Source organism: Acidobacteriota bacterium, from assembly GCA_028874215.1.
Taxonomy (GTDB): domain Bacteria; phylum Acidobacteriota; class UBA6911; order RPQK01; family JAJDTT01; genus JAJDTT01.
Genome location: JAPPLF010000069.1, coordinates 1 through 23,066 on the forward strand (window position 1 = coordinate 1; position 23,066 = coordinate 23,066).

24 protein-coding genes are annotated in these 23,066 nt (G+C 63.6%); 12 read left to right on the forward strand and 12 right to left on the reverse strand.

What is annotated here, in order from left to right; all coding sequences use genetic code 11:
• Positions 1-147: 147 nt before the first annotated feature.
• Complete coding sequence (gene thiL / locus OXT71_13925) at positions 148-1,137, reverse strand: thiamine-phosphate kinase (protein ID MDE2927490.1); 990 nt, start codon at positions 1,135-1,137, stop codon at positions 148-150.
• A 101-nt stretch (positions 1,138-1,238) separates the two neighbouring features.
• Here thiL and OXT71_13930 point away from each other — a divergent pair, with 101 nt between their 5' ends.
• Entirely contained in the window at positions 1,239-1,829 is a 591-nt protein-coding gene (locus tag OXT71_13930; GenBank protein ID MDE2927491.1) for a hypothetical protein, read from the forward strand.
• Here OXT71_13930 and OXT71_13935 read toward each other — a convergent pair.
• From OXT71_13935 to xseA, 4 genes are read right to left on the reverse strand one after another with little or no spacing between them, the layout of a single operon-like run.
• A complete protein-coding gene (locus OXT71_13935) occupies positions 1,810-2,547 on the reverse strand; it encodes a TlyA family RNA methyltransferase (GenBank protein MDE2927492.1) in 738 nt (245 codons plus the stop codon). The genes OXT71_13930 and OXT71_13935 overlap by 20 nt on opposite strands.
• Positions 2,548-2,593: 46 nt before the next feature.
• On the reverse strand, positions 2,594-3,517 hold the full coding sequence (locus tag OXT71_13940) for a polyprenyl synthetase family protein (protein MDE2927493.1): 924 nt from the start codon (positions 3,515-3,517) through the stop codon (positions 2,594-2,596).
• A complete protein-coding gene (locus OXT71_13945) occupies positions 3,517-3,756 on the reverse strand; it encodes an exodeoxyribonuclease VII small subunit (GenBank protein MDE2927494.1) in 240 nt (79 codons plus the stop codon). Before OXT71_13945 ends, OXT71_13940 begins: the two co-directional genes overlap by 1 nt.
• Positions 3,746-5,050, reverse strand: coding sequence for an exodeoxyribonuclease VII large subunit (gene xseA, locus OXT71_13950; protein ID MDE2927495.1), 1,305 nt, complete (start codon positions 5,048-5,050; stop codon positions 3,746-3,748). The genes OXT71_13945 and xseA overlap by 11 nt, the downstream gene beginning before the upstream one ends.
• A gap of 196 nt (positions 5,051-5,246) precedes the next feature.
• Here xseA and accD point away from each other — a divergent pair, with 196 nt between their 5' ends.
• On the forward strand, positions 5,247-6,107 hold the full coding sequence (gene accD, locus OXT71_13955; protein MDE2927496.1) for an acetyl-CoA carboxylase, carboxyltransferase subunit beta: 861 nt from the start codon (positions 5,247-5,249) through the stop codon (positions 6,105-6,107).
• Positions 6,104-7,453 (forward strand): bifunctional folylpolyglutamate synthase/dihydrofolate synthase, encoded by a 1,350-nt coding sequence (locus OXT71_13960; GenBank protein MDE2927497.1) that lies wholly within the window; start codon positions 6,104-6,106, stop codon positions 7,451-7,453. Before accD ends, OXT71_13960 begins: the two co-directional genes overlap by 4 nt.
• Here OXT71_13960 and OXT71_13965 read toward each other — a convergent pair.
• From OXT71_13965 to OXT71_13990, 6 genes are all read right to left on the reverse strand, one after another.
• Positions 7,404-7,943, reverse strand: a complete 540-nt coding sequence (locus OXT71_13965; GenBank protein MDE2927498.1) for a hypothetical protein — start codon at positions 7,941-7,943, stop codon at positions 7,404-7,406. The two genes, OXT71_13960 and OXT71_13965, sit on opposite strands and share 50 nt — an antisense overlap.
• Positions 7,940-9,460 carry an acetyl-CoA carboxylase biotin carboxylase subunit gene (gene accC, locus OXT71_13970; protein MDE2927499.1) on the reverse strand — a complete coding sequence of 507 codons (1,521 nt, stop codon included), beginning with the start codon at positions 9,458-9,460 and terminating at the stop codon, positions 7,940-7,942. Before accC ends, OXT71_13965 begins: the two co-directional genes overlap by 4 nt.
• A gap of 10 nt (positions 9,461-9,470) precedes the next feature.
• On the reverse strand, positions 9,471-11,021 hold the full coding sequence (locus OXT71_13975; protein MDE2927500.1) for an acyl-CoA carboxylase subunit beta: 1,551 nt from the start codon (positions 11,019-11,021) through the stop codon (positions 9,471-9,473).
• A 42-nt stretch (positions 11,022-11,063) separates the two neighbouring features.
• Positions 11,064-11,714 (reverse strand): fructose-6-phosphate aldolase, encoded by a 651-nt coding sequence (gene fsa, locus OXT71_13980; GenBank protein ID MDE2927501.1) that lies wholly within the window; start codon positions 11,712-11,714, stop codon positions 11,064-11,066.
• 15 nt (positions 11,715-11,729) lie between these two features.
• On the reverse strand, positions 11,730-12,728 hold the full coding sequence (locus OXT71_13985; protein MDE2927502.1) for a hypothetical protein: 999 nt from the start codon (positions 12,726-12,728) through the stop codon (positions 11,730-11,732).
• A 278-nt stretch (positions 12,729-13,006) separates the two neighbouring features.
• Positions 13,007-13,225: a hypothetical protein gene (locus OXT71_13990; GenBank protein MDE2927503.1), complete on the reverse strand. Its 219-nt coding sequence runs from the start codon at positions 13,223-13,225 to the stop codon at positions 13,007-13,009.
• Between the two features lie 97 nt (positions 13,226-13,322).
• Here OXT71_13990 and OXT71_13995 point away from each other — a divergent pair, with 97 nt between their 5' ends.
• The 5 genes from OXT71_13995 to OXT71_14015 all read left to right on the forward strand — a co-directional run bounded on the left by OXT71_13995 (position 13,323) and on the right by OXT71_14015 (position 17,773).
• Positions 13,323-13,607 (forward strand): helix-turn-helix transcriptional regulator, encoded by a 285-nt coding sequence (locus OXT71_13995; protein ID MDE2927504.1) that lies wholly within the window; start codon positions 13,323-13,325, stop codon positions 13,605-13,607.
• A gap of 65 nt (positions 13,608-13,672) precedes the next feature.
• Positions 13,673-15,787, forward strand: a complete 2,115-nt coding sequence (gene ligA / locus OXT71_14000; protein MDE2927505.1) for an NAD-dependent DNA ligase LigA — start codon at positions 13,673-13,675, stop codon at positions 15,785-15,787.
• A gap of 94 nt (positions 15,788-15,881) precedes the next feature.
• Entirely contained in the window at positions 15,882-16,109 is a 228-nt protein-coding gene (locus tag OXT71_14005; protein MDE2927506.1) for a hypothetical protein, read from the forward strand.
• An 11-nt stretch (positions 16,110-16,120) separates the two neighbouring features.
• Complete coding sequence (locus OXT71_14010) at positions 16,121-16,849, forward strand: protein phosphatase 2C domain-containing protein (protein ID MDE2927507.1); 729 nt, start codon at positions 16,121-16,123, stop codon at positions 16,847-16,849.
• 21 nt (positions 16,850-16,870) lie between these two features.
• Positions 16,871-17,773 carry an amidohydrolase family protein gene (locus OXT71_14015; GenBank protein MDE2927508.1) on the forward strand — a complete coding sequence of 301 codons (903 nt, stop codon included), beginning with the start codon at positions 16,871-16,873 and terminating at the stop codon, positions 17,771-17,773.
• Here OXT71_14015 and OXT71_14020 read toward each other — a convergent pair.
• Positions 17,739-18,215, reverse strand: a complete 477-nt coding sequence (locus OXT71_14020) for a putative molybdenum carrier protein (protein ID MDE2927509.1) — start codon at positions 18,213-18,215, stop codon at positions 17,739-17,741. The two genes, OXT71_14015 and OXT71_14020, sit on opposite strands and share 35 nt — an antisense overlap.
• A 1,006-nt stretch (positions 18,216-19,221) precedes the next feature.
• Between OXT71_14020 and lysC the strand changes: the two genes are divergently transcribed.
• From lysC to OXT71_14040, 4 genes are read left to right on the forward strand one after another with little or no spacing between them, the layout of a single operon-like run.
• Complete coding sequence (gene lysC, locus OXT71_14025) at positions 19,222-20,604, forward strand: lysine-sensitive aspartokinase 3 (GenBank protein MDE2927510.1); 1,383 nt, start codon at positions 19,222-19,224, stop codon at positions 20,602-20,604.
• Between the two features lie 55 nt (positions 20,605-20,659).
• Positions 20,660-21,358, forward strand: coding sequence for a dihydrodipicolinate reductase (locus OXT71_14030; GenBank protein ID MDE2927511.1), 699 nt, complete (start codon positions 20,660-20,662; stop codon positions 21,356-21,358).
• A complete protein-coding gene (gene dapA / locus OXT71_14035; GenBank protein ID MDE2927512.1) occupies positions 21,351-22,247 on the forward strand; it encodes a 4-hydroxy-tetrahydrodipicolinate synthase in 897 nt (298 codons plus the stop codon). Before OXT71_14030 ends, dapA begins: the two co-directional genes overlap by 8 nt.
• The gene (locus tag OXT71_14040) at positions 22,231-23,049 is read left to right on the forward strand and encodes a 2,3,4,5-tetrahydropyridine-2,6-dicarboxylate N-succinyltransferase (GenBank protein MDE2927513.1); all 819 of its coding nucleotides are present in this window, start codon (positions 22,231-22,233) and stop codon (positions 23,047-23,049) included. The genes dapA and OXT71_14040 overlap by 17 nt, the downstream gene beginning before the upstream one ends.
• Positions 23,050-23,066 lie beyond the last annotated feature (17 nt).

Here is a 23,066-nt window from a genome sequence, read left to right on the forward strand (position 1 = left end):
AAAAGTCGTCACGGCATTCGACCGTCCCTGCATCCCGGCGGACTGCGTTGCGATTAGGGCACATACTCCCGGTATGCACCCGAATCGCGCCTTGTCCGGCGGGCGCAGGAACGGTCTCGGTGCTCGCGGGACTTTCACCACGGACTGCTAGGCGAAGTGGTCGAAGCCATTGGACGAATCCTCCTCGGCGCCTCCGTCCGCGTCCGGTTGGCGCAGGGTTCCGATTCGCCGCCACCCGGGAAGGTGCGGCGGATACACGGTTCGCAGGCGTTCCAACCGCTCGCCGGAAATCGCGGCCAGGAGAGCATAGTCCTCCCCTCCGGTCAGAGCGGCCTCCTTGGAGATGTGGGCGGTCAACCCGGGTTCAAGCGGGATCCGGGAACCAGCCTCGAAGCACAGGCCGCTGTCCCCGGACAGGCGTTGGAGGTCGATGCGCAATCCGTCGCTCACGTCGATCATGGCGCTGGCAAAACCGTGGCGGCGAAGCCAGTCTCCTGCCTGGATCTGCGGGGTGGGAAGAAAATGGGCTTTCAGACAGCGCCACCGGAAGGAATCGCCCGCCCAGGCGGCCAGGTCCTCCTCCGTCCGTATGGCTGCCAGTTCGGTGGGATCCTCGCGCTTCAGGAGATTCAATCCGGCCGCGGAGAGGCCCACGTCCCCCACCAGAACGACGGCGTCGCCCTCGTTGGCCGTGGAACGGTACACGGGATCTCCCGTTTCCAGGTGGCCCCAGATGGTGACGCCGGCGTGGACGCAGGATCCCCGGGAAAGGTCTCCTCCCACGAGGGGCGCCTTCCATCGCCGCGCCTCCTCTAGAAATCCCTCCATATACGAGCGAAAGAAGCCGCCGGTCAGGTCGGGAGGAAGCGTCAGGGTGAGGAGACAGGCGGACGGCATGGCGCCCATGGCGGCCAGATCGCTCAGATTGACCAGCAGTGACTTCCGGCCCAGGAAGTAGGGATGCATCCATCGCCGCCGGAAGTGGACGCCTTCCACCAGGACGTCGGTGCTCACCACCAGCCGGGACTGCAGCCCGGGATCGAAAACGGCGCAGTCGTCTCCCACCCCTTTGAGGACAAAGGGAGGCTGCTCCTGTTTCTGATTCCGAATCCAACGGATCAACTCAGATTCGGTCATGGCATGATCTCCGGACGTCTGCGATCCTGGCGTTGCGATTATATTAGGAACGCCGCCGCGATTCCCCGGATGACCGGGCCGATGGAGGGAACGATAAGGACATGAGAGTTTGCGTCGTTGCCTGTGCCATGAAGAAGGAGTCGAAGATCCTCCGGGAGCGGCTGGAGACCAGGTGCACTCACTTGGTGACCGGCCTGGGAATGAACAGAACGCGAACTGCTCTTGAGTCCTATCTCCGCACTCGGAGCCCCTCGATCCTGGTCTTTACCGGCACCGCCGGGCAACTGGATCCCCGGTTGAAGATGGGCGACGTCGTTTTCCCGAGGCGCTGGTGTCTGCAGACTGGAGAATGCTTCGAATCGGATCCGGCATTGGTGGCCTTCCTCAGGAAGCACGGGGTGCGAATCTCCGGTACCGGCGTCACGGTCCGAATTCCGGTCATCAAGAAGCAGGATCGTGAGCGGTTGCACCGGAGCCGGGGGGCTTCCATCTGCGACATGGAGAGTGCCGCCGTGCTGGAGGTGGCCCGGAGCCATGGAGTGCCCGCCGTGGCTCCCAAAGTCGTTTCCGACACGGCGGAGACGGGAATCCTGGGATTCCGCAGGGAATTCGAGGCCAACGTGACCCGGCTGAGCCGGTATCTGGACGGCCTCCTGCGGATCGTCGCCGAATTCAATCCGGGCGCCGGCTGAGATGGAAGAAGGTCTCCCGATTCCCCTTCCGCCCGTGGACCGGCGAGTGAAACTCCGCCTGCAGTTGGAATTCGGAGGAAGAGACGAACTCTTTGAAGCGGTTCAGGATCTCCCGCCGTTTCTCCGGATTCCGGATCACCCCTCCCGCCTCGACTTCGCCCTGGAAGGCTTCGAACTGGGGTTTGACCAGTAGCAGGAGCTCCAGTTCGGGGAACAGTTCCAAGCGGGGGAGAATGAGGCGGAGTGAGATGAAGGACAGGTCTGCGGTGGCCAGTTCCGGCGGCCGGGGCAGGTGGCCGGGGGACAGGAGTCGAGCATTGATTCCTTCCAGGACCAACACCCGGGGGTCCTGCCTCAATTTCCAGTCGAGTTGACCCTTGCCCACGTCCAGGGCGAACACCTCCCGGGCTCCGTGCTGGAGCAGGCAGTCGGTAAAACCCCCGGTTGACGCTCCCAGGTCCAGGCAGACCCGGTTTCGAACCTGGATCCGGAGCGCGGCCAGAGCGGCCTCCAACTTGAAACCGCCCCGGGACACGTAACGGGGCGGTTCATTTCGTAGCCGTATCCGTTCTCCTGCCGCCACGAGCGTTCCCGGTTTGTCCAGGCGTTGCCCACCCAGGAAAACCCGGCCGCTCAGGACCAGGGCGCCGGCGGTTCTGACATCGGCCGCCATCCTTTCGGACACGAGCAGTTCGTCGAGGCGGATCTTTTTCGTCATGCGTTTGGAGGTCCGGCTGGAAACGTGGAGCTGTCCCGTTTCGCCGTCAATAGCGCCGGCTGGAGATGAAGGCCGCGATTCCCATGAGCATCCGGGCCCTGGAGCCCAGGAAGGAGACTTCGCGCGTCGCGTGCCGCACCAGCCGGTCCGCAATCTCATGGCTCCTGCGGACCCCCAGCAGGGCGGGATAGGTGGCCTTCTCCAACAGGGCATCCTTCTGCGAACCCTTGCCCAATTCGCTTTGGGAGCCTTCCACGTCCAGGAGATCGTCCACGATCTGGAAACAGAGGCCGACCTGCCGGGCGTAGGCGCTCAACCTTTGACGGGCGCTTCCGGGGGCCATGCAGAGGAGGGCGGCGGTCGAGACGGAGGCCTCGATCAGGGCTCCCGTCTTGCAGGAGTGAATGTACCGGACCTCCTTTTCGGTATAGGCCTTGCCCTGTGAGAGCAAATCCATGACCTGGCCGCCGATGAGGCCGTTGGAGGTGCCGATGGCGCGGCACAGGTGAGTGATGACCTGGAGCTTTACGGAATCCGGAACCGCTTTTCCCGGCATCTCCGCCAGGAGCTGGAAGGCCAGGGTCATCAGGCCGTTCCCGGCCAGAATTGCGATGCCCTCCCCGAATTTCCTGTGGGACGTCGGCAACCCCCGCCGGTAGTCGTCGTCGTCCATGGCGGGAAGGTCGTCGTGAATCAGGGAGTAGGTGTGGATCAGCTCCAGGGCGCAGGCCAGTTGCAACGAGGTCTCTTCGTCCCCGTCCAGGGCTTCCGCCGTCGCCAGGGCGAGCGCGGGTCGAACCCGTTTGCCCCCGGCGAAGAGGCTGTAGCGCATGGCCTCGTGGACGATCCCGGGATAGGTGTCCGCAGGCGGCATCACGCTCTCCAACCTGGCGTCGACCCGCCGCTGCTGGAGACGGAGATAACTCCTCACCTCCGCCGAGTCCGCATGGGCCGCCGCCGGGGGTTTCATCACTCCTCTTCCTGCCCGGAGAGTTGGAAGGGACCCGATTCCAGCTCCCCCTCCTCGTTCCTGGTCAGGATTTCCACTTTGCGCTCCGCCTCCTTCAAGACACGCGCGCAGTAACGGGATACCCGGACCCCCTCCTCAAAGAGCTTCAGAGCCTCTTCCAAAGAGAGGTCTCCCTTCTCCAAGTCTCCGACGATCTTCTCCAAGCGGGACAACGCCCCTTCAAATTCCCTATATTTCACCTTCGTCCTCGCGTCTGGCCATGAAGCTGCCGCGTCCGGTCCGGACCCTGACCAGTTCGCCGTGCAGAACCTGAGCGGCGTCCCGGACCACCTGTCCGGTGCCGGTCGTGATTATAGCGTAGCCCCGTTCCAGGACCGCCAACGGCGAGTAGGCGTGAAGGCGTCCCGCGGTTTCTCCCAGACCCTGCTTCAACTCCTTCAGGTACAGGTCCATCCGATGTTCGAGGGCGGTGCTCGATTGCTCCACCCGGACACCGATGGGCGCCAGGAACGCGGGGAGCGCCTTCCGGAATCTCCCCTGGAGCTCGTCCAGGCGTTGCAGGAAAAACTTGAGACGAGTCTCCGCGTCCACGAACCCGCGGCTGGCGGTGAGAATGCGCAGCCGTTCCTGTTTCTTGTGGAGAATCAGCGACATGGCCTGCACGGCCCGCTTTTCCAGATGTCCCGTTCTTTGAGCGAGTTCCTCCCGGGCCGCGGAGACGGTTTCGGCCGCGGCCGACGGGGTCGCCGCTCTCACGTCGGCGACGAAGTCGGCGATGGTGAAGTCGGTCTCGTGACCGACAGCCGAGATCACCGGGACACGAGATTCGAAAATGGTTCTGGCCAGAGCCTCGTCGTTGAACGCCCAGAGGTCTTCCACCGAGCCGCCGCCGCGCGCGATGATGATGGCGTCCACGTCTCCCCGCCGGGCCAGCTCCCGGATGCCTTCGGCGATTTGCGGGGGAGCCGTGGGTCCCTGGACCGTGGCCGGGTAGATCAGGACGCCGACCCGGTCGTTCCGCTCCTGCAGGACCCGGAGGATGTCCCGTACCGCCGCGCCGCTGGGGGAAGTCACCACCCCGACCTTGGCGGGAAACAACGGAAGCTTCAGCTTGCGGGCGGGGTCGAACAGACCCTCCTTGGCGAGCCGTTCCTTGAGTTGCTCGAAGGCGACCTGGAGCGCGCCGCGGCCCAAAGGCTCCAGGTGACTTACCATCAGTTGGACCTGCCCCCTGGGGGCATAGACCGAGATCGAGCCCCGGGCCAGAAGCTCCATGCCGTCCTCGGGTCGAAACTTCAGGTAGCGGCGCCGCATCCGGAAACAGACGGCGGGGATTTGCGCATCCGGGTCCTTGAGGGTGAAGTAGAGGTGGCCGGACGGGGGAATTCGCAGGTTGGAGACCTCACCCTGGACCCAGACGTCCCGAAACCCGGTCTCCAATCGGGACTTGATCTTGTAGACGATCTGCGAAACGGACAGGATCCGGCGATCTTCCGACTCTGCGAACTGAGCCATCATGTCGAGTTGCTTCATCCGAATCCGGGGAGGTTCCCGCTGGCGCGACTACCTTAGCACCCCGCAGGCTTCTTCGTGGGAGGGGGGAAGTGTAGAGGGGGGCTGCCGTCCCCTGTAATCCCCTTGGCGGCGGCAAGAAAGCCGCCGCTCCTTCGGCGGCAGGATGCCGCCGCTCCCGGCGACAGGAATGCCGCCGCTCCGCTATGATGGCGCCATGGCCTGGTTCAAGCGGGAAAAGCGGCCTTTTCGGGCGCTGCCGGAAGAAGACCGCCGCGTTCGCACCGAGGGGGTCTTCACCAAGTGTCCCGATTGCGGCAGCATCATCTGGAAAAAAGAGTTGGCGGAGAACTTCCTGGTCTGCCCCCGCTGCAGCCACCATTTCAAGATCGGCGCCCGGAAGCGCCTGGAACTGCTCCTGGACGATGCCGAATATGAAGAATTCGCTGCCGGGATTCGTTCCTCCGACCCGCTCGAATTCGAGGACAGGAAGAACTACCGCGACCGGATCGAGGCGTCCCGCCGCTCGACCGGCCTCAACGAGGCGGTCATCTGCGCGGAGGGCTCCCTGCATGGCCATCGGGTCGTGTGCGCCGCCATGGAATACAGCTTCATCGGCGGATCCATGGGATCGGTCGTCGGTGAGAAGATCACCTTGGCGGTGGAGCGCTCCCTGGAGCGGAAAATCCCACTGATCATCGTTTCCGCCAGCGGCGGCGCACGCATGATGGAAGGGGTGCTCTCGCTGATGCAGATGGCCAAGATCAGTTCCGCCCTCTCCCTCTTGGACCGGGAGGGCCTTCCCTACATCTCGCTCCTGACGGATCCCACGACCGGGGGCGTCACCGCGAGTTTCGCCATGCTGGGAGACCTGAATCTGGCTGAGCCCAAGGCTCTCATTGGATTCGCCGGCCCCAGGGTCATCGAGCAGACCATCCGGCAGCGGCTGCCCGAGGGTTTCCAAAGGAGCGAATTCCTCCTGGAGCATGGCATGCTGGATGCGGTGGTCCGAAGGAAGGACCTGAGAGCGTTCATCGGAGACTGGCTCGTCTTCATGAACGATGCCCCGAGCCGGTGACGACCGCCCGCCGGACGCACGTTCCGCTCACTGACGTCGACAAGATGGATTACAGCGAGTGCCTCGCCTATCTCCGGAGGCTGGGGGACGAGGTGCTCACCATGCGTCTCGGCCTGGAGCCCTTTCGAGGCCTGCTGGGACAGTTGGATCACCCTCATCGCAGATTTCCTTCGGTCGTGGTCGCCGGGACCAACGGCAAGGGGTCCGTCACCCGGCTTCTGGGGTCCATCATGTCCTCTTGCGGCTTGAAGACCGCCGTCATCACTTCGCCCCATGTCATGCGGCTGGAGGAGCGGATCGTGGTGGACGGGAAACCGATCTCCCGGCAGGAATTCGCCGCCTGCTTCAGCCGGGTGGCGGAGACCATCCGGCGAGCGGAGCTGCGGTTCCACCCCACCTATTTCGAGACGGTGACCGCGACGGCATTCCGGTACTTCGCCCGCCGCCGGGTGGAACTGGCGATCCTGGAAGTGGGCATGGGCGGCCGGCTGGACAGCACCAACGCGGTGGACCCCCGGCTTTCCGTCATCACTCCCGTCGGACTGGATCACCAGGCGCAGTTGGGGAACACGGTGGAGGAAATTGCCCTCGAGAAGGCGGGAGTGCTCCGGCCCGCGACGCCTGTCCTCCTTTCTCCCCAAAGGAAGGAAGTGAGACGGGTCTTGGGTGAGCGGGCGGCCCACGTGGGTGCCGTGGTTCACGATCTCGATCTGCCCGCACTGCGTCCCCTGGAGGAACGGCGGGGCCGGTATTCCTTCTCCTTCCGGGGGACGAACTACCGTTTGGGAATGCACGGCAAGCATCAGATCGAGAATGCGGGCGTGGCGATCCAGGCATCGGAAATCCTGGAACGGCTGGGATTCGCTCGCAACGGGACCGGCGTTCGGGAGGGCGTCGAAAAAGCGCGTTCCCTGGGAGTGCTGCAGAAGATCGAGGGCCGTCCGGCGGTTTACCTGGACGGGGGACACAACCGGGACGCCGTCGCCAACCTGGCGGCGTTTCTCCAAGCCCACACCAGGCCGCCCCGATCACTGGTCTTCGGGATCATGCGGGACAAGGACATCGAGGTCGTGCTCGGGCTCCTGGCTCCGTTGTTCGAACGGATTGTCTTCACATCGTTCCAGTCGGCGAGGGCGGCAGCTCCTCAGCGGCTGAAGGAGGTCTGTCCCCGCGGCCGCGCAGTCCCGGATCCCGTACTTGCGCTGAGGCGGGTTCTGGAGGCGGGAGCGACGACGGTGGTGGCCGGATCCTTCTACCTGGTGGGCGAGATCCTGTCGGCGATCGAGGAGGGGTCGGTCAACTGGGATCGTCCAGCTTCAGTTCGAAGAGGAGATCACCCGTGGTGACGCTCGTGCCTTCGCGGACGTGGCAAGCCTGAATCGTCCCGGCGCCCGGAGCGCCGATCTGGTTCTGCATCTTCATGGCCTCGATCACCACCAGCCCCTCGCCGGCCTCGACCCGGTCCTTCGGCTGGCGCAGGATCCGGATCACCTTGCCCGGCATCTTGGCCCTCAGCGTCGAATCGCCCGCCTGGCCGGTGGTGGAGCCGCGGCGCCGAAGCCGGTCCCTCGGATCCAGGGCCTCGACCCGGGCGGTCCGGCCCAGCCAGGAGATGAGGATCTCTCCTCCATCCCGCCACGAGGAGACTTCCTGAATCCGTCCGTCCAATTCAAGGAGCCAACCTGCCGCGGTTCGGCCCAGGAGCCGAGCCGTCAATGTTCGGGAGTATTCACCGGGTCCCCGAAGCCGGATCCTGAATTCAGGGACCCCTCCGGTCCCGGCCCGGTCGATTTCGGCCTGGAACGATTGTTCCTGATATTGAAGATCCAGCTTCACGTCCGAGACCAACCCCCTTGCAGGCCGGAAAAGGGTCCCCGAGTCTTCCAGGCGCTGCCCGGAACGGCTGTGGGAGCCTTCTTCTCCCCCTCTTCCAGCATTCGGTGAATGGCGGCGGCCGCCAGAGGCACGGCAGGGTCTTGGGCTTGTTCCTGGTGGCCGGGGAGGGCCATCAACTCGTCCACCAGCCCCGTATTCAGTTCTCCCGCAACGAAGCCGGGGTTCTCCATCAGGGATCTGAAGAAGGGGATGGTGGTGGTCACGCCGGCGATCCGGTATTCGTCCAGGGCCCGCTTCATTCGGCGCAGAGCTTCCCGGCGGTCCGGGCCGTAGGTGACCAGCTTGCTGATCAGAGGGTCGTAGTGGACGGGAACCTCAACCCCCGCGTAGACGCCGGAATCCAATCGGACTCCGGGACCGCCCGGTTCCAGCAGGTCTCGGATCCGGCCGGGCGCCGGAAGGAAGTCGTTGTCGGGATCCTCGGCGTAGATGCGGCATTCGAGTGCGTGTCCTCGCATTCGAACGTCCTCCTGCTTCCATCCCAACGGTTCTCCGGCCGCGATTCGCAGTTGTTCCCGGACCAGATCGATGCCGGTCACCAATTCGGTCACCGGATGTTCGACCTGCAGGCGCGTGTTCATCTCCAGAAAGTAGAAGCGCCAGCCATACTCACGATCCTTTTCCACCAGGAATTCCACGGTCCCGGCGTTGTAGTATCCGGAGGCGCGGGCGACGGCCACGGCGGCCCTCCCCAGCTCGGCCCTCAAATCGGGCGTTACCACCGGCGAAGGGGCCTCCTCGACCAGCTTCTGGTGCCGGCGCTGGGTTGAGCACTCTCTCTCTCCCAGATGGATCAGGTCTCCGTTCCGGTCCCCCAGGACCTGCACCTCCACGTGACGCGGCTGCTGGAGGTACTTCTCCAGGAACACCCGGGAATCCTGGAATGACGCATGAGCCTCGCTGCCGGCGATGCTCAGGGCCGCCTCCAGGTCCTCCTCGCGTAAAACCACCCGGAGTCCCTTGCCGCCGCCACCTCCGCTGGCCTTGACCATGATGGGAAAACCGATCCGGCGGGCCGCCCGGACCGCCTCTTCCGGAGATCGAACCGGGTCCGGCGTTCCGGGAATCACCGGGACCTCGACCTCCTCCGCGATCCGGCGGCTGGCGATCTTGTCTCCCATGAGGCGCAGGGACGATACCGAGGGTCCGATGAAGACCAGGCCGGCGTCCTCGCACGCGCTTGCGAAGCGCGCGTTTTCCGAGAGGAACCCGTAGCCGGGATGGATGGCGTCGGCCCCGGCCGCCTTGGCCGCGGCCAGCACCTTTTCCACCGAAAGGTAGCTTTGGTCGGCCCGGGCCCCTCCGATGAAGTGGGCCTCGTCCGCCAATCGGACATGGAGCGAGTCGAGATCCGCCTCCGAGTAGACGACGGCCGCCGGAAGCCCCAGGTCCCGGCAGGTTCGCAGGATTCGCACCGCGATCTCACCCCGGTTGGCGATCAGCACCTTCTTGAACATGGCTGGCAAGTCAGAGAGGGATGTTGCCGTGCTTCCTGGGCGGATTGGTGTCGCGCTTGTTGGCGCTCATCTCCAGGGCCCGGATCAGCTTGGGACGGGTCTGGCTGGGCTCGATGATCTCGTCCACGTAGCCCCGCTCGGCGGCCACGTAGGGATTGGCGAACTTGTTTCGAAATTCGCTGGTTTTTCGAGCCTTGAAGTCTTGCGGCTGCGATTCGTCCCGGAGCTCCCGCCGGAACAGGATCTCGACAGCCCCTTCCGGACCCATGACGGCGATCTCGGCGGTGGGATAGGCGAAGTTCAGGTCGGCCCGGATCTGCTTGGACGCCATGACGCAGTAGGCGCCGCCGTAAGCTTTCCGGGTGATGACGGTGATCTTGGGCACGGTGGCTTCCGCGAACGCGTACAGCAGCTTGGCGCCGTGGCGGATGATCCCCCCATGCTCCTGGTCCACGCCCGGCAGAAACCCCGGCACGTCCTCGAAAACCACCAGCGGCAGGTTGAAGGCATCGCAGAAACGGACGAACCGGGCTCCCTTGACCGACGAATCGATGTCCAGGGTTCCGGCCAGAACGGCGGGCTGATTGGCCACGACGCCGACGGGACGCCCGTCGAAGCGAGCGAAACCCACGACGATGTTGGGGGCGAAGCCGGCGTGGACTTCGAAGAAGTAGCGGTCGTCCACCACGGTCTGAATGAGGTCCTTGATGTCGTAGGCCTGGTTCGGTTCGGCCGGGATCAGGTGATTCAGCTCCTCCGAGGTCCGGTCGGCCGGGTCCGACGTCCGGACATGAGGAGGGTCGTCGACGTTGTTGGAGGGGAGGAAGGAGATCAACTCCCGTACCTGGGCCAGGCACTCCTCCTCCGTGGGACTGGCGAAGTGGGCCACGCCGCTCACGTTGTTGTGGGCCGTCGCTCCCCCCAACTCCGATTTGGACACCTCTTCGTGAGTCACCGCGCGGATCACGTCGGGCCCGGTGATGAACATGTAGCTGGTCTTGTTCACCATGAAGATGAAGTCGGTGATGGCGGGAGAATAGACGGCGCCGCCCGCACAGGGACCCAGGATGGCGGAAATCTGCGGAACGACGCCGCTGGCCAACGTGTTGCGGAGGAAGATCTCGGCGTAACCCGCCAGACTGACGACGCCCTCCTGGATCCGGGCGCCGCCGCTGTCGTTCAGGCCGATGACCGGCGCCCCCATCTTCATGGCCAGATCCATGATCTTGCAGATCTTGGCCGCGTAGGTCTCGGACAGGCTGCCGCCGAAGACGGTGAAATCCTGAGAAAAGACGTAGACGAGGCGGCCGTCGATCCGCCCATGCCCGGTGATCACGCCGTCGCCGGGGATCCGGCGCTGGTCCATGGAGAAATCGGTGCAGCGATGGACGACGAACTTGTCCAGCTCCTGGAACGAGCCCTCGTCCAGCAGGAGGGCGAGCCGTTCCCGGGCGGTCAGCTTTCCCGCATCGTGCTGGCGTTGGATTCGAGCCGCGTCGTGACCCTTTTCGGCCTCCCGGTTTCGGCGTCTCAGCTCTTCAAACTGTTCCCGGGTGTCCATGGCGGAAGCCGGTACCGGAGGCCTCTCCCCTGCCGCGGCGTTTCAGGCCAGGACCTTTCGCCGGTTCCAGTCGGCCAGGAACTTTTCCAGGCCAATGTCCGTCAGGGGGTGCTTCATCAGTTGCTCCAGCACCTTGGCCGGCAGCGTGGCGATTTCGGCGCCCATCTTGGCCGCCTCCACCACGTGGACCGGGTTTCGAACCGAGGCCACCAGGACCTCCGTGTCGAAGTCGTAGTTCTCGTACATGAGCAGGATTTCGGAGATGAGCCCCATTCCTTCCTGGGAGATATCGTCGAGCCTGCCGATGAACGGGCTCACGATGGCCGCTCCGTTCTTGGCCGCCAGCAGCGCCTGGCCTGGACTGAAGATCAGCGTGACGTTGACCGAAATGCCTTCCTGGGAGACGACGTTGAGCGCCTTGAGACCTTCGCGGATCATGGGCAGCTTGACGTAGACGTTCTTGTGGAGGCTGGAGAGATGACGCGCCTCTTCGATCATGCCTCTGGCGTCGGTGGAGACGACTTCCAGATTGACGGGTCCGTCCACGAGTTCGCAGATCTCCAGGGCCAACTCCTCAAGATCCCGCCCTTCCTTGGCGATCAGGCTGGGATTCGTGGTGACCCCGTCGACCAGGCCGAGTTCGACTCCCCTGCGGATCTCTTCCAGGTTGGCGGTGTCGAGGAAAAATTTCATGAGACCTCCTTCCCCTCAGTTTCGGACGGCGATGCTGGCCTCCGGCGAGGGCGGGCTTTCGTTGTCTGACTTGTCCACGGCGGAGACCCGGTACCGATAGGTCTCGCCTTTCCTGACCGTGGTGTCCGTGAACATTCGATCTTGCAACAGAGGCGAAATCTTGCGGACCGTTCCGCCTTCCAATTCCCTGTACACGAAGTAGCCTGCCAGGTCCGCCTCGCGGTTCGGGTCCCAGTAGACTCGAACCTCACTTTCCCAGTAGACCGCCGTGACATTCTGGGGAGTCCCCGGGGCGAACGAGTCCGCGGGGACGATGGTCAAAGTATCACTGGCCCGGCTCAGAATCAAAGGATCGGCATCGTGGCTGACGGCCTGGACGCTGTAGCGCTTGGGATGGCCGAAGCGGAATTCCGGGTCCCGAAACACTTCGGTGGCAACGCGATACCGGGAATTGACCAGGTATCCGACGACGTTGGCGGGACGGCTCCCGTCATGATTGGACTCGGGCCGGTCCCACTCCAGCCGCAGGTGGTTCGAGTTGACTTCGCAGCGGAGATTCCGGGGCGCCGCTGCCGCTTTGACGGAGGCCGTTCGCACCAGATTGGACGGGGGAGAAACGAGGCCGTCCAGGTCCGCGAAGCGAAGGAAATAGCCGCACGAGGTTGCGTCCCCGGGCAGTTCCAGCTCCATCCGGTACCCGGAGCCGTCATCCCGTCTCCGAAGCTGACGCCTGTAAAGGGTCAGGACCGGCTCCAGGGTTGTGTTTTCGCCGGGACACGAGCGATGGATTCGGATCTGGTCCGTCTCACTGGACGCCAGGGGAAAGTGCAGTTGAACGCGATCGTCCACCTGGACCAGCGTCAGGGTTCGAATGGTGGGAGGCGGTTGGGAGAGCGGGGGGAGCGGATCTCCCACCTTGGCGCAACCCGGCCCCGCCAGCGGCCCAATGAGCGAGATCAGGACGACGGACCGGGCCCAGGTCCGACGGGACGAAAACTCCTTTTCGACGCGCATTGCGGGGCTCATCCTACATGATCTTTCGCGTGGTCAGAGGGGGTCCGCGCCCGGCCCGGGAAAATTTCTTAAAACCTTTTTCGGTGCAGCGGCATCAAACATTGCAGGGAGCGGGATCAGGGATAATCTCCCCTCCTTACAAGTCCCGACAGGACACGCCAACCCTGGTTCCGCTCCCGATGGAAGGGCGATTTCCAATCGCCCGGCTCTTCTGCTGTTCCCTTGCAACTCAGGAATCGGCGGTTAGGAAACCAACGCTCCGGTACGCCGGCAATGGTCTATTTGCAGTCCTGTAGAACCGCCGTGCGGATGAACCGGTACGCGTCCAGGCAGGTGGGACACTCGAAGAGGTGGTCGATGGTCTGGATGATTTCCAGGTTGGAGAGCTGATGGGTGGCAAGAGAATGCATCTGGCGGGCGGAGACGTGACCCCGCCGTTCGTACCGGACGGGAAACGTCACGGTAAAGGCGATCTTGCATACAATCGGCTGGGCCATCGACTCGCTCGCATCATAGCAGATAGCCTAAATACAGGAAACGGCGCCGCCATGAGAGGTTTTCCCGCGCGATCGCAGATGTGCAGCAGGTGACACCATGACGACACTGAAGAAGTTGAAGAAGCGCCTCATGAAGGACCGTGAATTCCGGGAGGAATATGCGCGGGTCGATAATGAGTTCGCTGTGATCGAGGCGCTGATTCGCGCCCGAACGGCAGCAAAGCTGACGCAGGAGGAACTGGCGGGCCGTCTGGGCACGACTCAGTCCGCCATCGCAAGGTTGGAAGGCGGTGGCGTTTCCCCATCCTTCGCTACCTTGCGCCGCTACGCCGAAGCAACCGGCACGCGGCTGGCGGTCAGGCTGATACCGGTGGACAACTGAACCGGTACGTCTCCAGGCAGCTCTCGGGACCACCGTCGAGACCGAACTTTCTCGACGGTGTTCGTGTGAAAGGTGGTCAAAACGACGGCGTCTATGTCCAGGATCGCAACCTCGCTGTCGTCGTGGCGGCGATAGGTGCGGACTGCTATATTTCGCTGGTCCAGGAGTCCAATTTCGTGAACCCCGCCGAGCGCGTCGCCCAGTTGCGCCAAGAGATCGAGGATCACAATTATCGGTACCACGTACTGGACGCTCCCATCGTCTCCGACCGGGAGTTCGACCTTCTCTACCGGGAATTGGTCGAGCTGGAGAAGGAGCACCCCGACCTGGTCTCGCCCGATTCCCCCACCCAAAGAGTGGGCGCCGAGCCGCAGGAGCGATTCCGAAAGGTGGCTCATCGCGAGCCCATGCTGAGTCTGGCCAACGCCTTCGACGAAGACGAACTGCAAGCCTTCTACCGCCGGGTAACGAAACAATTGGAAATGGATGAGATCGGGCTGGTGACCGAGCTCAAGATCGACGGAGTGGCGGTCTCATTGACCTACCAGAACGGCCGGCTGCATCACGGAGCCACCCGGGGAAACGGTCTGGAGGGAGAGGACGTGACGTCGAACCTCCGGACCATCCGATCCCTGCCCCTTCGACTCCGTGAGGAACCCCACCCGTCCACTGCCGAGATCCGCGGAGAAATCTATTTTCCGCTTTCGGGGTTCGAGCGGGTCAACCGGCAGCGATCGGAGGAAGGAGAGGCCCCCTTCGCCAACCCTCGAAACGCGGCGGCCGGGGCCCTGCGCCAGCTCGATCCGGCCGTGACCGCGACCCGGCCCCTGGCGTTTTTCGCCTACTCCCTGGGCCATACGGAAGGACTGGGGTTCGCCTCACAGGGGGAGGTTCTCCAACAGTTGATTGGGTGGGGGTTTCCCGTCAATCCTCATCACCGGTCCCATGCCGGCCTTTCGTCGGTCATCGAATACTGCCAGTCGTGGGAAGAGCAGCGCGACAGCATCGACTATGAGGTCGACGGCGTCGTGGTCAAGGTCGACCGCCTCGACCTTCAGGATCGTCTGGGCGCCGTCAGCCGCGAGCCGAGATGGGCCATCGCCTACAAGTTCGCCTCCCAGGTCGCGGCCACGCGCCTCGTCGAGATCAGGCTCAACGTGGGCCGGACCGGGGCTCTCAATCCCTACGCGATTCTGGAGCCGGTGGAATTGGGCGGAGTCACCATCCGGACCGCCACGCTGCACAACCAGGAGGACATCCGGAAGAAGGACATCCGCCCCGGCGACCGGGTTCTGATCAAGCGGGCGGGAGATGTCATTCCCCAGGTGGTGGGGCCGGTGGACAAGGATGAGGAGGGCCGGGGGGAGCCCTATGCCTATCCCGGCGAATGTCCGGAATGCGGCTCTCCCATCGTCCAGGATCCGGACGAGGCCCTGGCCTACTGCCGCAACGGAAACTGCCCCGCCCAGCGGTTCGAGTCGCTCAAGCACTTCGTCAGCCGGGCGGCGCTGGATATCCGGGGCCTGGGTCCGAAGACCCTCCGCAAGCTGCTGGAACTGGAACTGGTGGCCGGTCCGGCCGATCTCTATTCTCTGACGGCCGAACAACTGAGCGGGCTTGAGGGGTTCAAGGAAAAGTCCATCGAAAACCTGTTGGCCGGGATCGAGGGCAGCCGCCGGCAGCCTTTCCCCCGGGTGCTCTTCGGATTGGGGATTCGTCACGTAGGAGAAACCGCCGCCGCACTCCTGGCCGGGGAGCTTCGGGATGTGGAGCGCTTGATGCAGGCGTCCCCGGAGCGGATCATGGAGATTCCCGGCATCGGACCCGAGATCGCTCGCAGTGTGGCGGACTACTTCCAGGTCGATGAGAATCGCGAGCAGGTGGAGAGGCTGGGGGCGGCCAGCCTGCAGTTGAAGATGGCCGACGGCGACAGGGCCGCGCCGACGGCCTTGAAAGGGAAGACGCTGGTGGTGACCGGGACCTTGCCGTCCCACAGCCGGAGAGAGATCTCCGAATTGATCAAGGCCAACGGTGGTAAAGTCACCAGTTCGGTTTCCAAGAAAACCGGCTACCTGGTGGCCGGATCCAATGCGGGGTCGAAGCTCCGGCGCGCCCGTGAATTGGAGGTGCCGGTCTTGACCGAAGAGGAATTCCTGAAGCTCCTGCAGGGTGAACCTTGACAGTTCGCGGTGACAGTCCCGCGAGTACCGGTACAACCCCCGGACGGCTGCCGGCGGGAGCGTGGGCCCGGGTTTGCATCGGATAGGATTTGTCGTGACATCTGACCGCAAGTCCGAACGCCATTCCCTGGAGGTCTGTCCGAGTTGCCGCTACACGCTCAGCCGGCGCAGCACGTGGTGTCCCTACTGCGGGGTTCAACTCACCCACCCGCCCTGGAAGAAGGTGGGCGCCTGGATTCTGCTGGTGTTGATCGTCTATGGGCTGGTCCAATGCCATCTTCGGTTGCTGGACGGCCCCAACGGTCTGAATTCGCTGCCGTGAAAGTTCCCGAGATGAAGACTCCCGGCTACCGGCACCATGCGGCGACCCACGTGGGCTGGGTGCGTCCCGTGAACGAAGACACGCTGATCGAGTCGCCGGAAAATCATCTGTTCGGAGTGTGCGACGGGATGGGTGGGCATGCCGCCGGAGAAGTGGCCAGCGCACTGGCGGCTACGGTTTTCCGGCGCGTCCTGGCGGAAGGTGTCGTGTCACCGGCGTCGGCCTTGCGCGAGGCCATCCGCCAGGCGGACGAGGCGGTTTACCGGGATCAGGTGGCCCATCCGGAGCGCCAGGGAATGGGCACGACTCTCAGCGCGCTCCTGCTATCCGGACCGGCGCCGGTAGAGGCCTGGATCGGACACGTGGGCGATAGTCGTGTCTATCGGTACCGGAATCAGAAATTGGACCAATTGACGATCGATCACTCACCGGTTTTCCGGCTCTATCAGAAGGGTCTTCTCTCCAAGGAGCAGGCTCGCCGGCACCCGCACAAGCACATCGTGGAACAGGCGCTGGGGCTGAGCCCTCCGGTCGAGACGGATGTTCTTGCCGTGGACGTCCGAGGCGGAGATCTTTTTCTGCTCTGCACCGATGGTCTGAGCGATCAGGTCGCAGACGATGAGATCGAAGACGTCTGCCGATCCGGATCCGTCCGCGCCATGGCCCGTCATCTGGTGCAAGCCGCCAACTTCAAGGGTGGATTGGACAACGTCTCGGTGGTGCTGGTTCAGATCGGCTGATGGATGAGAAGGGGGAGAATCATGAAGCCGAATGACGCGCATTGCCATTTCTTCTCCCGGAACTTCGTCCGGACGCTGGCTGGAGAGAGAGGGATCCGGGGGGACGACCCCGTGGCCGATGCCTGCCGAATCCTGGCGTGGGACCCGCCCGGTTCCAACCGGGAGTTGGCTGACCGTTGGGTTGCGGAGCTGGATCGCCACCAGGTCGGCCGGGCGGCGATCATCGCAAGTGTCCCGGAAGATGAAGAGTCGGTGGCGGAAGCCTTGGACCGGCATCCCGGGCGCTTTGTCGGCTTCTTCATGGTGGATCCGACGCGGCCCGCGGCCGCAGACCGGACGGCTCGAGCGGTCACGGAGCTGGGGCTCCGCTGCGCCTGCCTGTTTCCCGGAATGCACGGATACGAACTCTCGGACCCGCGGGTGATCGGCCTGGTCGAGCGGCTGGCCTCCGTGCCCGGCACCGCGTTGTTCATTCATTGCGGCGTGCTGACGGTCGGGGCCAGGAAGAAGCTGGGATTGCCGGCCCGGTTCGACCTCCGGTATTCGAATCCCTTGAACGTTCACCCGTTGGCTCTGGCCTATCCAGGTCTGCCGTTCATCCTCCCTCATTTCGGGGCCGGCATGTTCCGCGAGGCCCTCATGCTGGGAGACCTCTGTCCCAATGTCCACCTGGACACGTCCAGCTCCAATTCCTGGATTCGATACTCGGGATTGACCCTGGAGCAGGTCTTCGCCCGCGCCCTCGAGATCCTGGGGCCGGACCGGATTCTGTTTGGAACCGACTCTTCGTTCTTTCCGCGGGGCTGGCAACGTCCGGTCTGGGAGCAGCAGTCGCGGATCTTGGAGCTTCTCGGTCTGGACCGGGACGATCGGCGCAAGATCCGGTCCGTCAATTTCGATCGGATCTTTCCTCCAGGAGCGTGACCAGGAACGCCTTGGCCCGGTCGTAGACGCCAGGGCTGGAGCTCTCCCTGGGACCCGCCACGTTCAGAATCCGGATCCGGTGCCGCCGGATCCAGCTCATGACCGGTGCGGTTCGGGGGTCCTGGTCCAGGTCCACCCGCCGGCAGGGCCGCCCCCGGCTTCGGGCCCGCTCCCAGGTGAGCCCCGTTCCACCGTCAACCTGAGTTCGGAAAAGGATGAGCGTCCCGTTCGAATCCCGAACATTCCAATCGGTTCTCTGGCCGTATCGCCGGAGGGGCGTCTCCCGGAGCGGATAGCGGTTATCGAGAGGACCGTCCTCGGCTCGGCGGCCCTTCGGGCACCATCCGCCGCAACCGAGCGATAGCTCCAGGGCCACGTCCAGCGCGGCCCGGTCGACTCCCGTCTGTCCTCCCGAGACGATTCGATTCGGTCGTCCTTCCACGGTGCGCCTTTGCTCCAGGACACGGGGCCACGTACCGTACGCACGGATTGACGATGCCTGCCCCCGCCCGGCGATTTCGAATTCGCAATTTTTCGTGGACTCCATTTCGGGTGTCCGGAGGTGGAATTGTCAATTTTTGTCAGGGGTCCACGAAGAAAAATTCGGTTTTGAAAACAGCCAAATCGGTATAAATTCGTTTTATAAAGACGCTGCCGAAAAAACTTCGAGGGAGCTGTTTTTCGGGTGATTTCAAGAGTATGTGGACAAGGTGTGGATAAATTGTGGCTGTGGGGCCATAAGTGAAGTTGCAATTGTGGATAGGATTATGCTGCCGAAATCCACAAGAAAATGGCCCAATTTCCTGGTGAATTTTCTTGTTGCGCAGACCTGAGAAAGGCGTAGAATTTTCCTTGTCCCAAGGGGTAGACGCAAGTTGGCCCCGAGGCGGCGCCGGTCGCGGGTAGCCGATCCGGCTCCGGGATTTCGGTCCTGGAAAAGGGGAGGCGGCCAGTGGCGGGCGGGCGAGTTCCTCGCCGGTTTCGGCCGGTTGAGGGGTGAGCGCCGAAGAGGCCCGCCGGGTCTGCCGGAGTCTTCGGGCGAGGGCGGCGAAGGCGGGTGTTCAGACGCTGCTATCGGGGGTGCGGCTCCAGGGCGGCAGGTCGCTTCGATATTGAGGTCAGCCGGTGTTACCGGGGGACCATCAAAGAAGGACGGCCCCCTTGGAGAGGAGTGGAAGTCGCCAGGGGCAAGGGCAGGTTCCTTCGGGGGCTTGGTTGAACGCGGCGGCGGATGCTCCACTTGGGGGCGCGGAAACTGGCCCCACTCGGGTCGGAGTAGCGCGCCTTTCGAGGCAGTGCAGCTTGCGAATATCACTTGGGACACTTTTTTTTGCCTTCCGAGTGCTCGTTCCCTTCTTTCCCTGACGATTCCCACGCAGTCTTCGTTGGTTCTCCCGTGAGGGATTCGGGGTATATTACGGATTCTTGAAATTGCGTGAGATGAAGGCGTGATCGTACTCAAATTCGGTGGGACCTCAGTTCAGGACACGGACGCGGTGACGCGAGCCGTCCAGGTCATTCGCCGCCAACTGCCCCGGGGCGAGGTCGTGGTCTTGTCCGCCATGGGGAAGACCACCAACGGACTGCTGGAGATGGCTCGAAGTGCCTCGTCCGGGGATATCGACAGGGCCTGGTCGATACGGGACGGCCTGAGGGACCTGCACCTGGGGGTGGCTCGCGAGCTCCTTTCGGGCCGCCGCTGGAAGAGTGTGGAAGGGTCGCTGTCCGGGCTTTTCCAGGAGATGACCGACATCGTCCAGGGACTCTATCTGCTGGGCGAGACCAGTCCCCGGAGCATGGACCGTGTCGCCTCTTTCGGCGAACGTTTGAGCACGCTGATTTTCTCCGAAGTGTTGCGGGAGAATGGAATTTCCGCCGAGCTGGTGGACTCGCGGGATCTGATCCGGACCGACGGCCAATTCACCAGGGCTTCCGTTTTGCAGGAACTCACCCGGAGTTGCGTCCGGCAACAGCTTCTGCCCCGGTTGCGGGAGGGCAAGGTGATCGTCGCGCCGGGATTCATCGGCTCCACGGTCGATGGGGTCACGACCACCATCGGGCGGGGAGGGTCCGATTACACGGCCTCCCTGATCGGCGCCGCGCTGGATGCGGAAGATATCCAGATCTGGACCGACGTTCCGGGCGTCCTCACCGCCGACCCCCGAATCGTTCCGGACGTCTACAAGATTCGGGCCATCTCCTTCGCGGAAGCAGCCGAGCTGGCCTATTTCGGGGCCAAGGTGCTCCATCCCAGCACGCTGGTGCCGGCCATCGACCGGGACATCCCCGTGCATGTCTGCAACTCCAGGCAGATCGACCAGTCGGGAACCTTCATTTCCGCGGCCCCCGTCTCCTCTTCCAGTCCCATCAAGTCCATCGCCTGCAAACGGGGCATCACCATCGTCAACATCCTGTCCACCCAGATGCTGCTCTCCTATGGCTTCCTGCGCCGGATCTTCGAGGTGTTCGAGGCCCACGAAACGGTGGTGGACGTGGTGGCCACATCCGAGGTCAACGTCTCCCTGACCGTCGATTCCTCTCAGGAACTGGAGGCGATCTGCAGCGACCTGGCGGAGTTCGGCGAGGTCCGGGTCGCGCCCGACACGGCCATCATCTGCACCGTGGGAGAAGAGGTGAAGGAGACCCCCGGGATTGCGGCCCGGATCTTCGGGGCTCTGGAAGGGATCAACGTGCAGATGATCTCCCAGGGAGCGTCGCGCATCAACATGACATTTCTGGTTGCGGAGGAGACAATGGAGGAGGCCGTCCGGCTGCTCCACGACGAGTTCTTCCGACAGCCGGACCCGGAGTTGTTCGAGCCCGTACGGTAAAAACGGTTCGCGGTTCCGGGGCCCTTTGCCGTTAGAGAAGATGTCCGGGGTGGACATGAACATCACGTTGATCGGCTACGGAAAGATGGGAAGGGCGGTGGAGGCGGCCGCCCGGGAGGCGGGCGACGAGGTCGTCTACTGGATGGACATCGACGAGAATCCGTTGGAGGCGGGTTTCTCAGGCGATTGGATCGCCCGAACCGATGTCCTCATGGACTTCTCGACTCCGCACATCGTTCCCATGAACGTGGCGAATGCGGTCCGTAGCGGAATTCCCATCGTTGTGGGCACGACCGGCTGGTATGACCAGATCGATAAAGTCCGGGACACGGTGGTCCAGGGCGGCGGCGCCTGTGTCTGGGCGGGCAACTTCAGCCTCGGAGTGCAGATCTTCTTTCAACTGACCCGCCGCGCCGGCGAGATGTTCTCCAGGTTCGAGGAATACGATCCCTACCTGGTGGAGACCCATCACGTCCAGAAGCTGGACGCGCCGTCCGGCACCGCCATCACCATGGAAAAGATCCTGGGCGAGTGTTACGGCCGTCCGGTGAACGCCGTCAGCGTCCGGGCGGGATTTTTCCCCGGGATCCACGTCGCCGGGTTCGACTCGGCGGTGGATACCATCAAGCTGGAGCACCAGGCGCGCAGCCGCGACGGTTTCGCCCGGGGCGCTCTGTTCGCCGGCCGGTGGATCCAGGGCAAGCAGGGCTTCCATGCTTTCGAGGATGCCGTTTTCGGAGAGCAAAATGATTGAACTGAAAGGCTGTGGAACCGCCCTGGTCACCCCCTTCACATCTCATCGTGATGTGGATGTGGACGCGTACCGCAAGTTGGTGGAGTGGCAGATCGAGTCGGGAATCGACTTTCTGGTGCCCTGCGGGACCACCGGCGAGAGCGTCACCCTGACTGAGGAGGAGTATGCATATGTCATTCAGGTCTGCGTGGAGACGGCGTCGGGAGCGGTTCCGGTGGTGGCCGGAGCGGGGACCAACGATACCCGTTATGCTCGCCAACTGGCGTATGGCGCTCAGGAAGACGGCGCGGACGCCATCCTCTCGGTGACTCCCTATTACAACAAGCCGACCCCCGAGGGAATTTTCCGCCATTTTTCCGAAATCGTCCGTGACTTGGACGTCCCCTTGGTGTTCTACAACGTCCCGGGGCGGACCGGCACCAACATTCCGGTGGATACCCAGCTCCGCCTGGCCGGAGTGGACGACATCGTGGGGGTCAAGGAGGCCAGCGGGAACCTGGATCAGATCATGGACCTGCTGAGGCGAAGGCCCGACGGGTTCCTGGTCTTTTCGGGTGATGACAGCCTGGCCTTTCCCATGGCCTGCCTGGGCGCGGAAGGGGTCATCTCCGTGGCCAGCAACGTGATCCCGGCGGAGATGTCCCGAATGATGGCCCTGGTCCGGGAAGGGGAACTGGCCGAGGCGCGCGCCCTGCACCACCGCTATCTCAATCTCATGAACCTCAATTTTGTGGAGTCCAACCCCATCCCGGTCAAATACGCCCTGGCGCGGATGGGCCGCCTGACCGAATCCTACCGATTGCCCCTCTGCCCCATGGCCGCGGGGAACAAGGAGAAGATGGACCGGGAGCTGGACCGCCTCGAGTTGTGCCATGTCGCAAGCCATTGAGCGCCTTTTCGAAGCTGAAGAATTCACTCCCCAGGATCGAGTTGCCCTGGACGCCTTTCTGGACGACCTGGATGCGGGACGGGTCCGGGCGGCCGAGAAGGTGGACGGAGAATGGAGAGTCAACGGCTGGGTCAAGAAGGGAATACTCGCCGGGTTCCGGATGGGGGTTCTCAGCGACGTCTCCATCAACGACGGGTTTCGTTACTTCGACAAGGACACGTTTCCCCTGAAGCGGTTCTCGCTTGACTCGGGTGTGCGCATCGTGCCGGGAGGGTCGTCGATCCGCCGCGGTTGCCATGTGGCGGCGGGGGTGACCTGCATGCCTCCCATGTACATCAACGCCGGCGCCTACGTGGACGAGGGGACCATGGTCGATTCCCATGCGCTGGTCGGATCTTGCGCCCAGATCGGGAAGCGGGTCCATCTGAGCGCCGGATGCCAGATCGGCGGCGTGCTGGAGCCGGTGGGCGCGCTGCCGGTGATCGTGGAGGACGACGCCCTGGTGGGTGGCAACACCGGCGTCTACGAGGGGACCATCGTCGGGCGGGAGTCGGTCCTGGCCGCGGGAGTCATACTGACGGGCTCGACGCCGGTCTACGATCTGGTGCAAGAGACGGTCTACCGGTCCGCGCCGGGTGCTCCTCTCAAGATTCCATCCGGAGCCGTGGTGGTGCCTGGATCGCGACCCGTCCGCGAAGGCTTCGGGAGGCAACACGGCCTGTCCCTGTATGCTCCGGTGATCGTCAAGTACCGGGATTTGAAGACCGAGGGGTCGGTCCAACTCGAAGACCTGCTTCGTTAGCCCGTGGCGAGAGTCGA

Excerpts from the sequence above, each read along its gene's own strand:
- thiL (MDE2927490.1), bottom strand. The coding sequence starts at position 1,137 with ATGACCGAATCTGAGTTGATCCGTTGGATTCGGAATCAGAAACAGGAG.
- OXT71_13930 (MDE2927491.1), top strand. The coding sequence starts at position 1,239 with ATGAGAGTTTGCGTCGTTGCCTGTGCCATGAAGAAGGAGTCGAAGATC.
- OXT71_13935 (MDE2927492.1), bottom strand. The coding sequence starts at position 2,547 with ATGACGAAAAAGATCCGCCTCGACGAACTGCTCGTGTCCGAAAGGATG.
- OXT71_13940 (MDE2927493.1), bottom strand. The coding sequence starts at position 3,517 with ATGAAACCCCCGGCGGCGGCCCATGCGGACTCGGCGGAGGTGAGGAGT.
- xseA (MDE2927495.1), bottom strand. The coding sequence starts at position 5,050 with ATGAAGCAACTCGACATGATGGCTCAGTTCGCAGAGTCGGAAGATCGC.
- accD (MDE2927496.1), top strand. The coding sequence starts at position 5,247 with ATGGCCTGGTTCAAGCGGGAAAAGCGGCCTTTTCGGGCGCTGCCGGAA.
- accC (MDE2927499.1), bottom strand. The coding sequence starts at position 9,460 with ATGTTCAAGAAGGTGCTGATCGCCAACCGGGGTGAGATCGCGGTGCGA.
- OXT71_13975 (MDE2927500.1), bottom strand. The coding sequence starts at position 11,021 with ATGGACACCCGGGAACAGTTTGAAGAGCTGAGACGCCGAAACCGGGAG.
- fsa (MDE2927501.1), bottom strand. The coding sequence starts at position 11,714 with ATGAAATTTTTCCTCGACACCGCCAACCTGGAAGAGATCCGCAGGGGA.
- OXT71_13985 (MDE2927502.1), bottom strand. The coding sequence starts at position 12,728 with ATGCGCGTCGAAAAGGAGTTTTCGTCCCGTCGGACCTGGGCCCGGTCC.
- OXT71_13990 (MDE2927503.1), bottom strand. The coding sequence starts at position 13,225 with ATGGCCCAGCCGATTGTATGCAAGATCGCCTTTACCGTGACGTTTCCC.
- OXT71_13995 (MDE2927504.1), top strand. The coding sequence starts at position 13,323 with ATGACGACACTGAAGAAGTTGAAGAAGCGCCTCATGAAGGACCGTGAA.
- OXT71_14010 (MDE2927507.1), top strand. The coding sequence starts at position 16,121 with ATGAAGACTCCCGGCTACCGGCACCATGCGGCGACCCACGTGGGCTGG.
- OXT71_14015 (MDE2927508.1), top strand. The coding sequence starts at position 16,871 with ATGAAGCCGAATGACGCGCATTGCCATTTCTTCTCCCGGAACTTCGTC.
- OXT71_14030 (MDE2927511.1), top strand. The coding sequence starts at position 20,660 with ATGAACATCACGTTGATCGGCTACGGAAAGATGGGAAGGGCGGTGGAG.
- dapA (MDE2927512.1), top strand. The coding sequence starts at position 21,351 with ATGATTGAACTGAAAGGCTGTGGAACCGCCCTGGTCACCCCCTTCACA.
- OXT71_14040 (MDE2927513.1), top strand. The coding sequence starts at position 22,231 with ATGTCGCAAGCCATTGAGCGCCTTTTCGAAGCTGAAGAATTCACTCCC.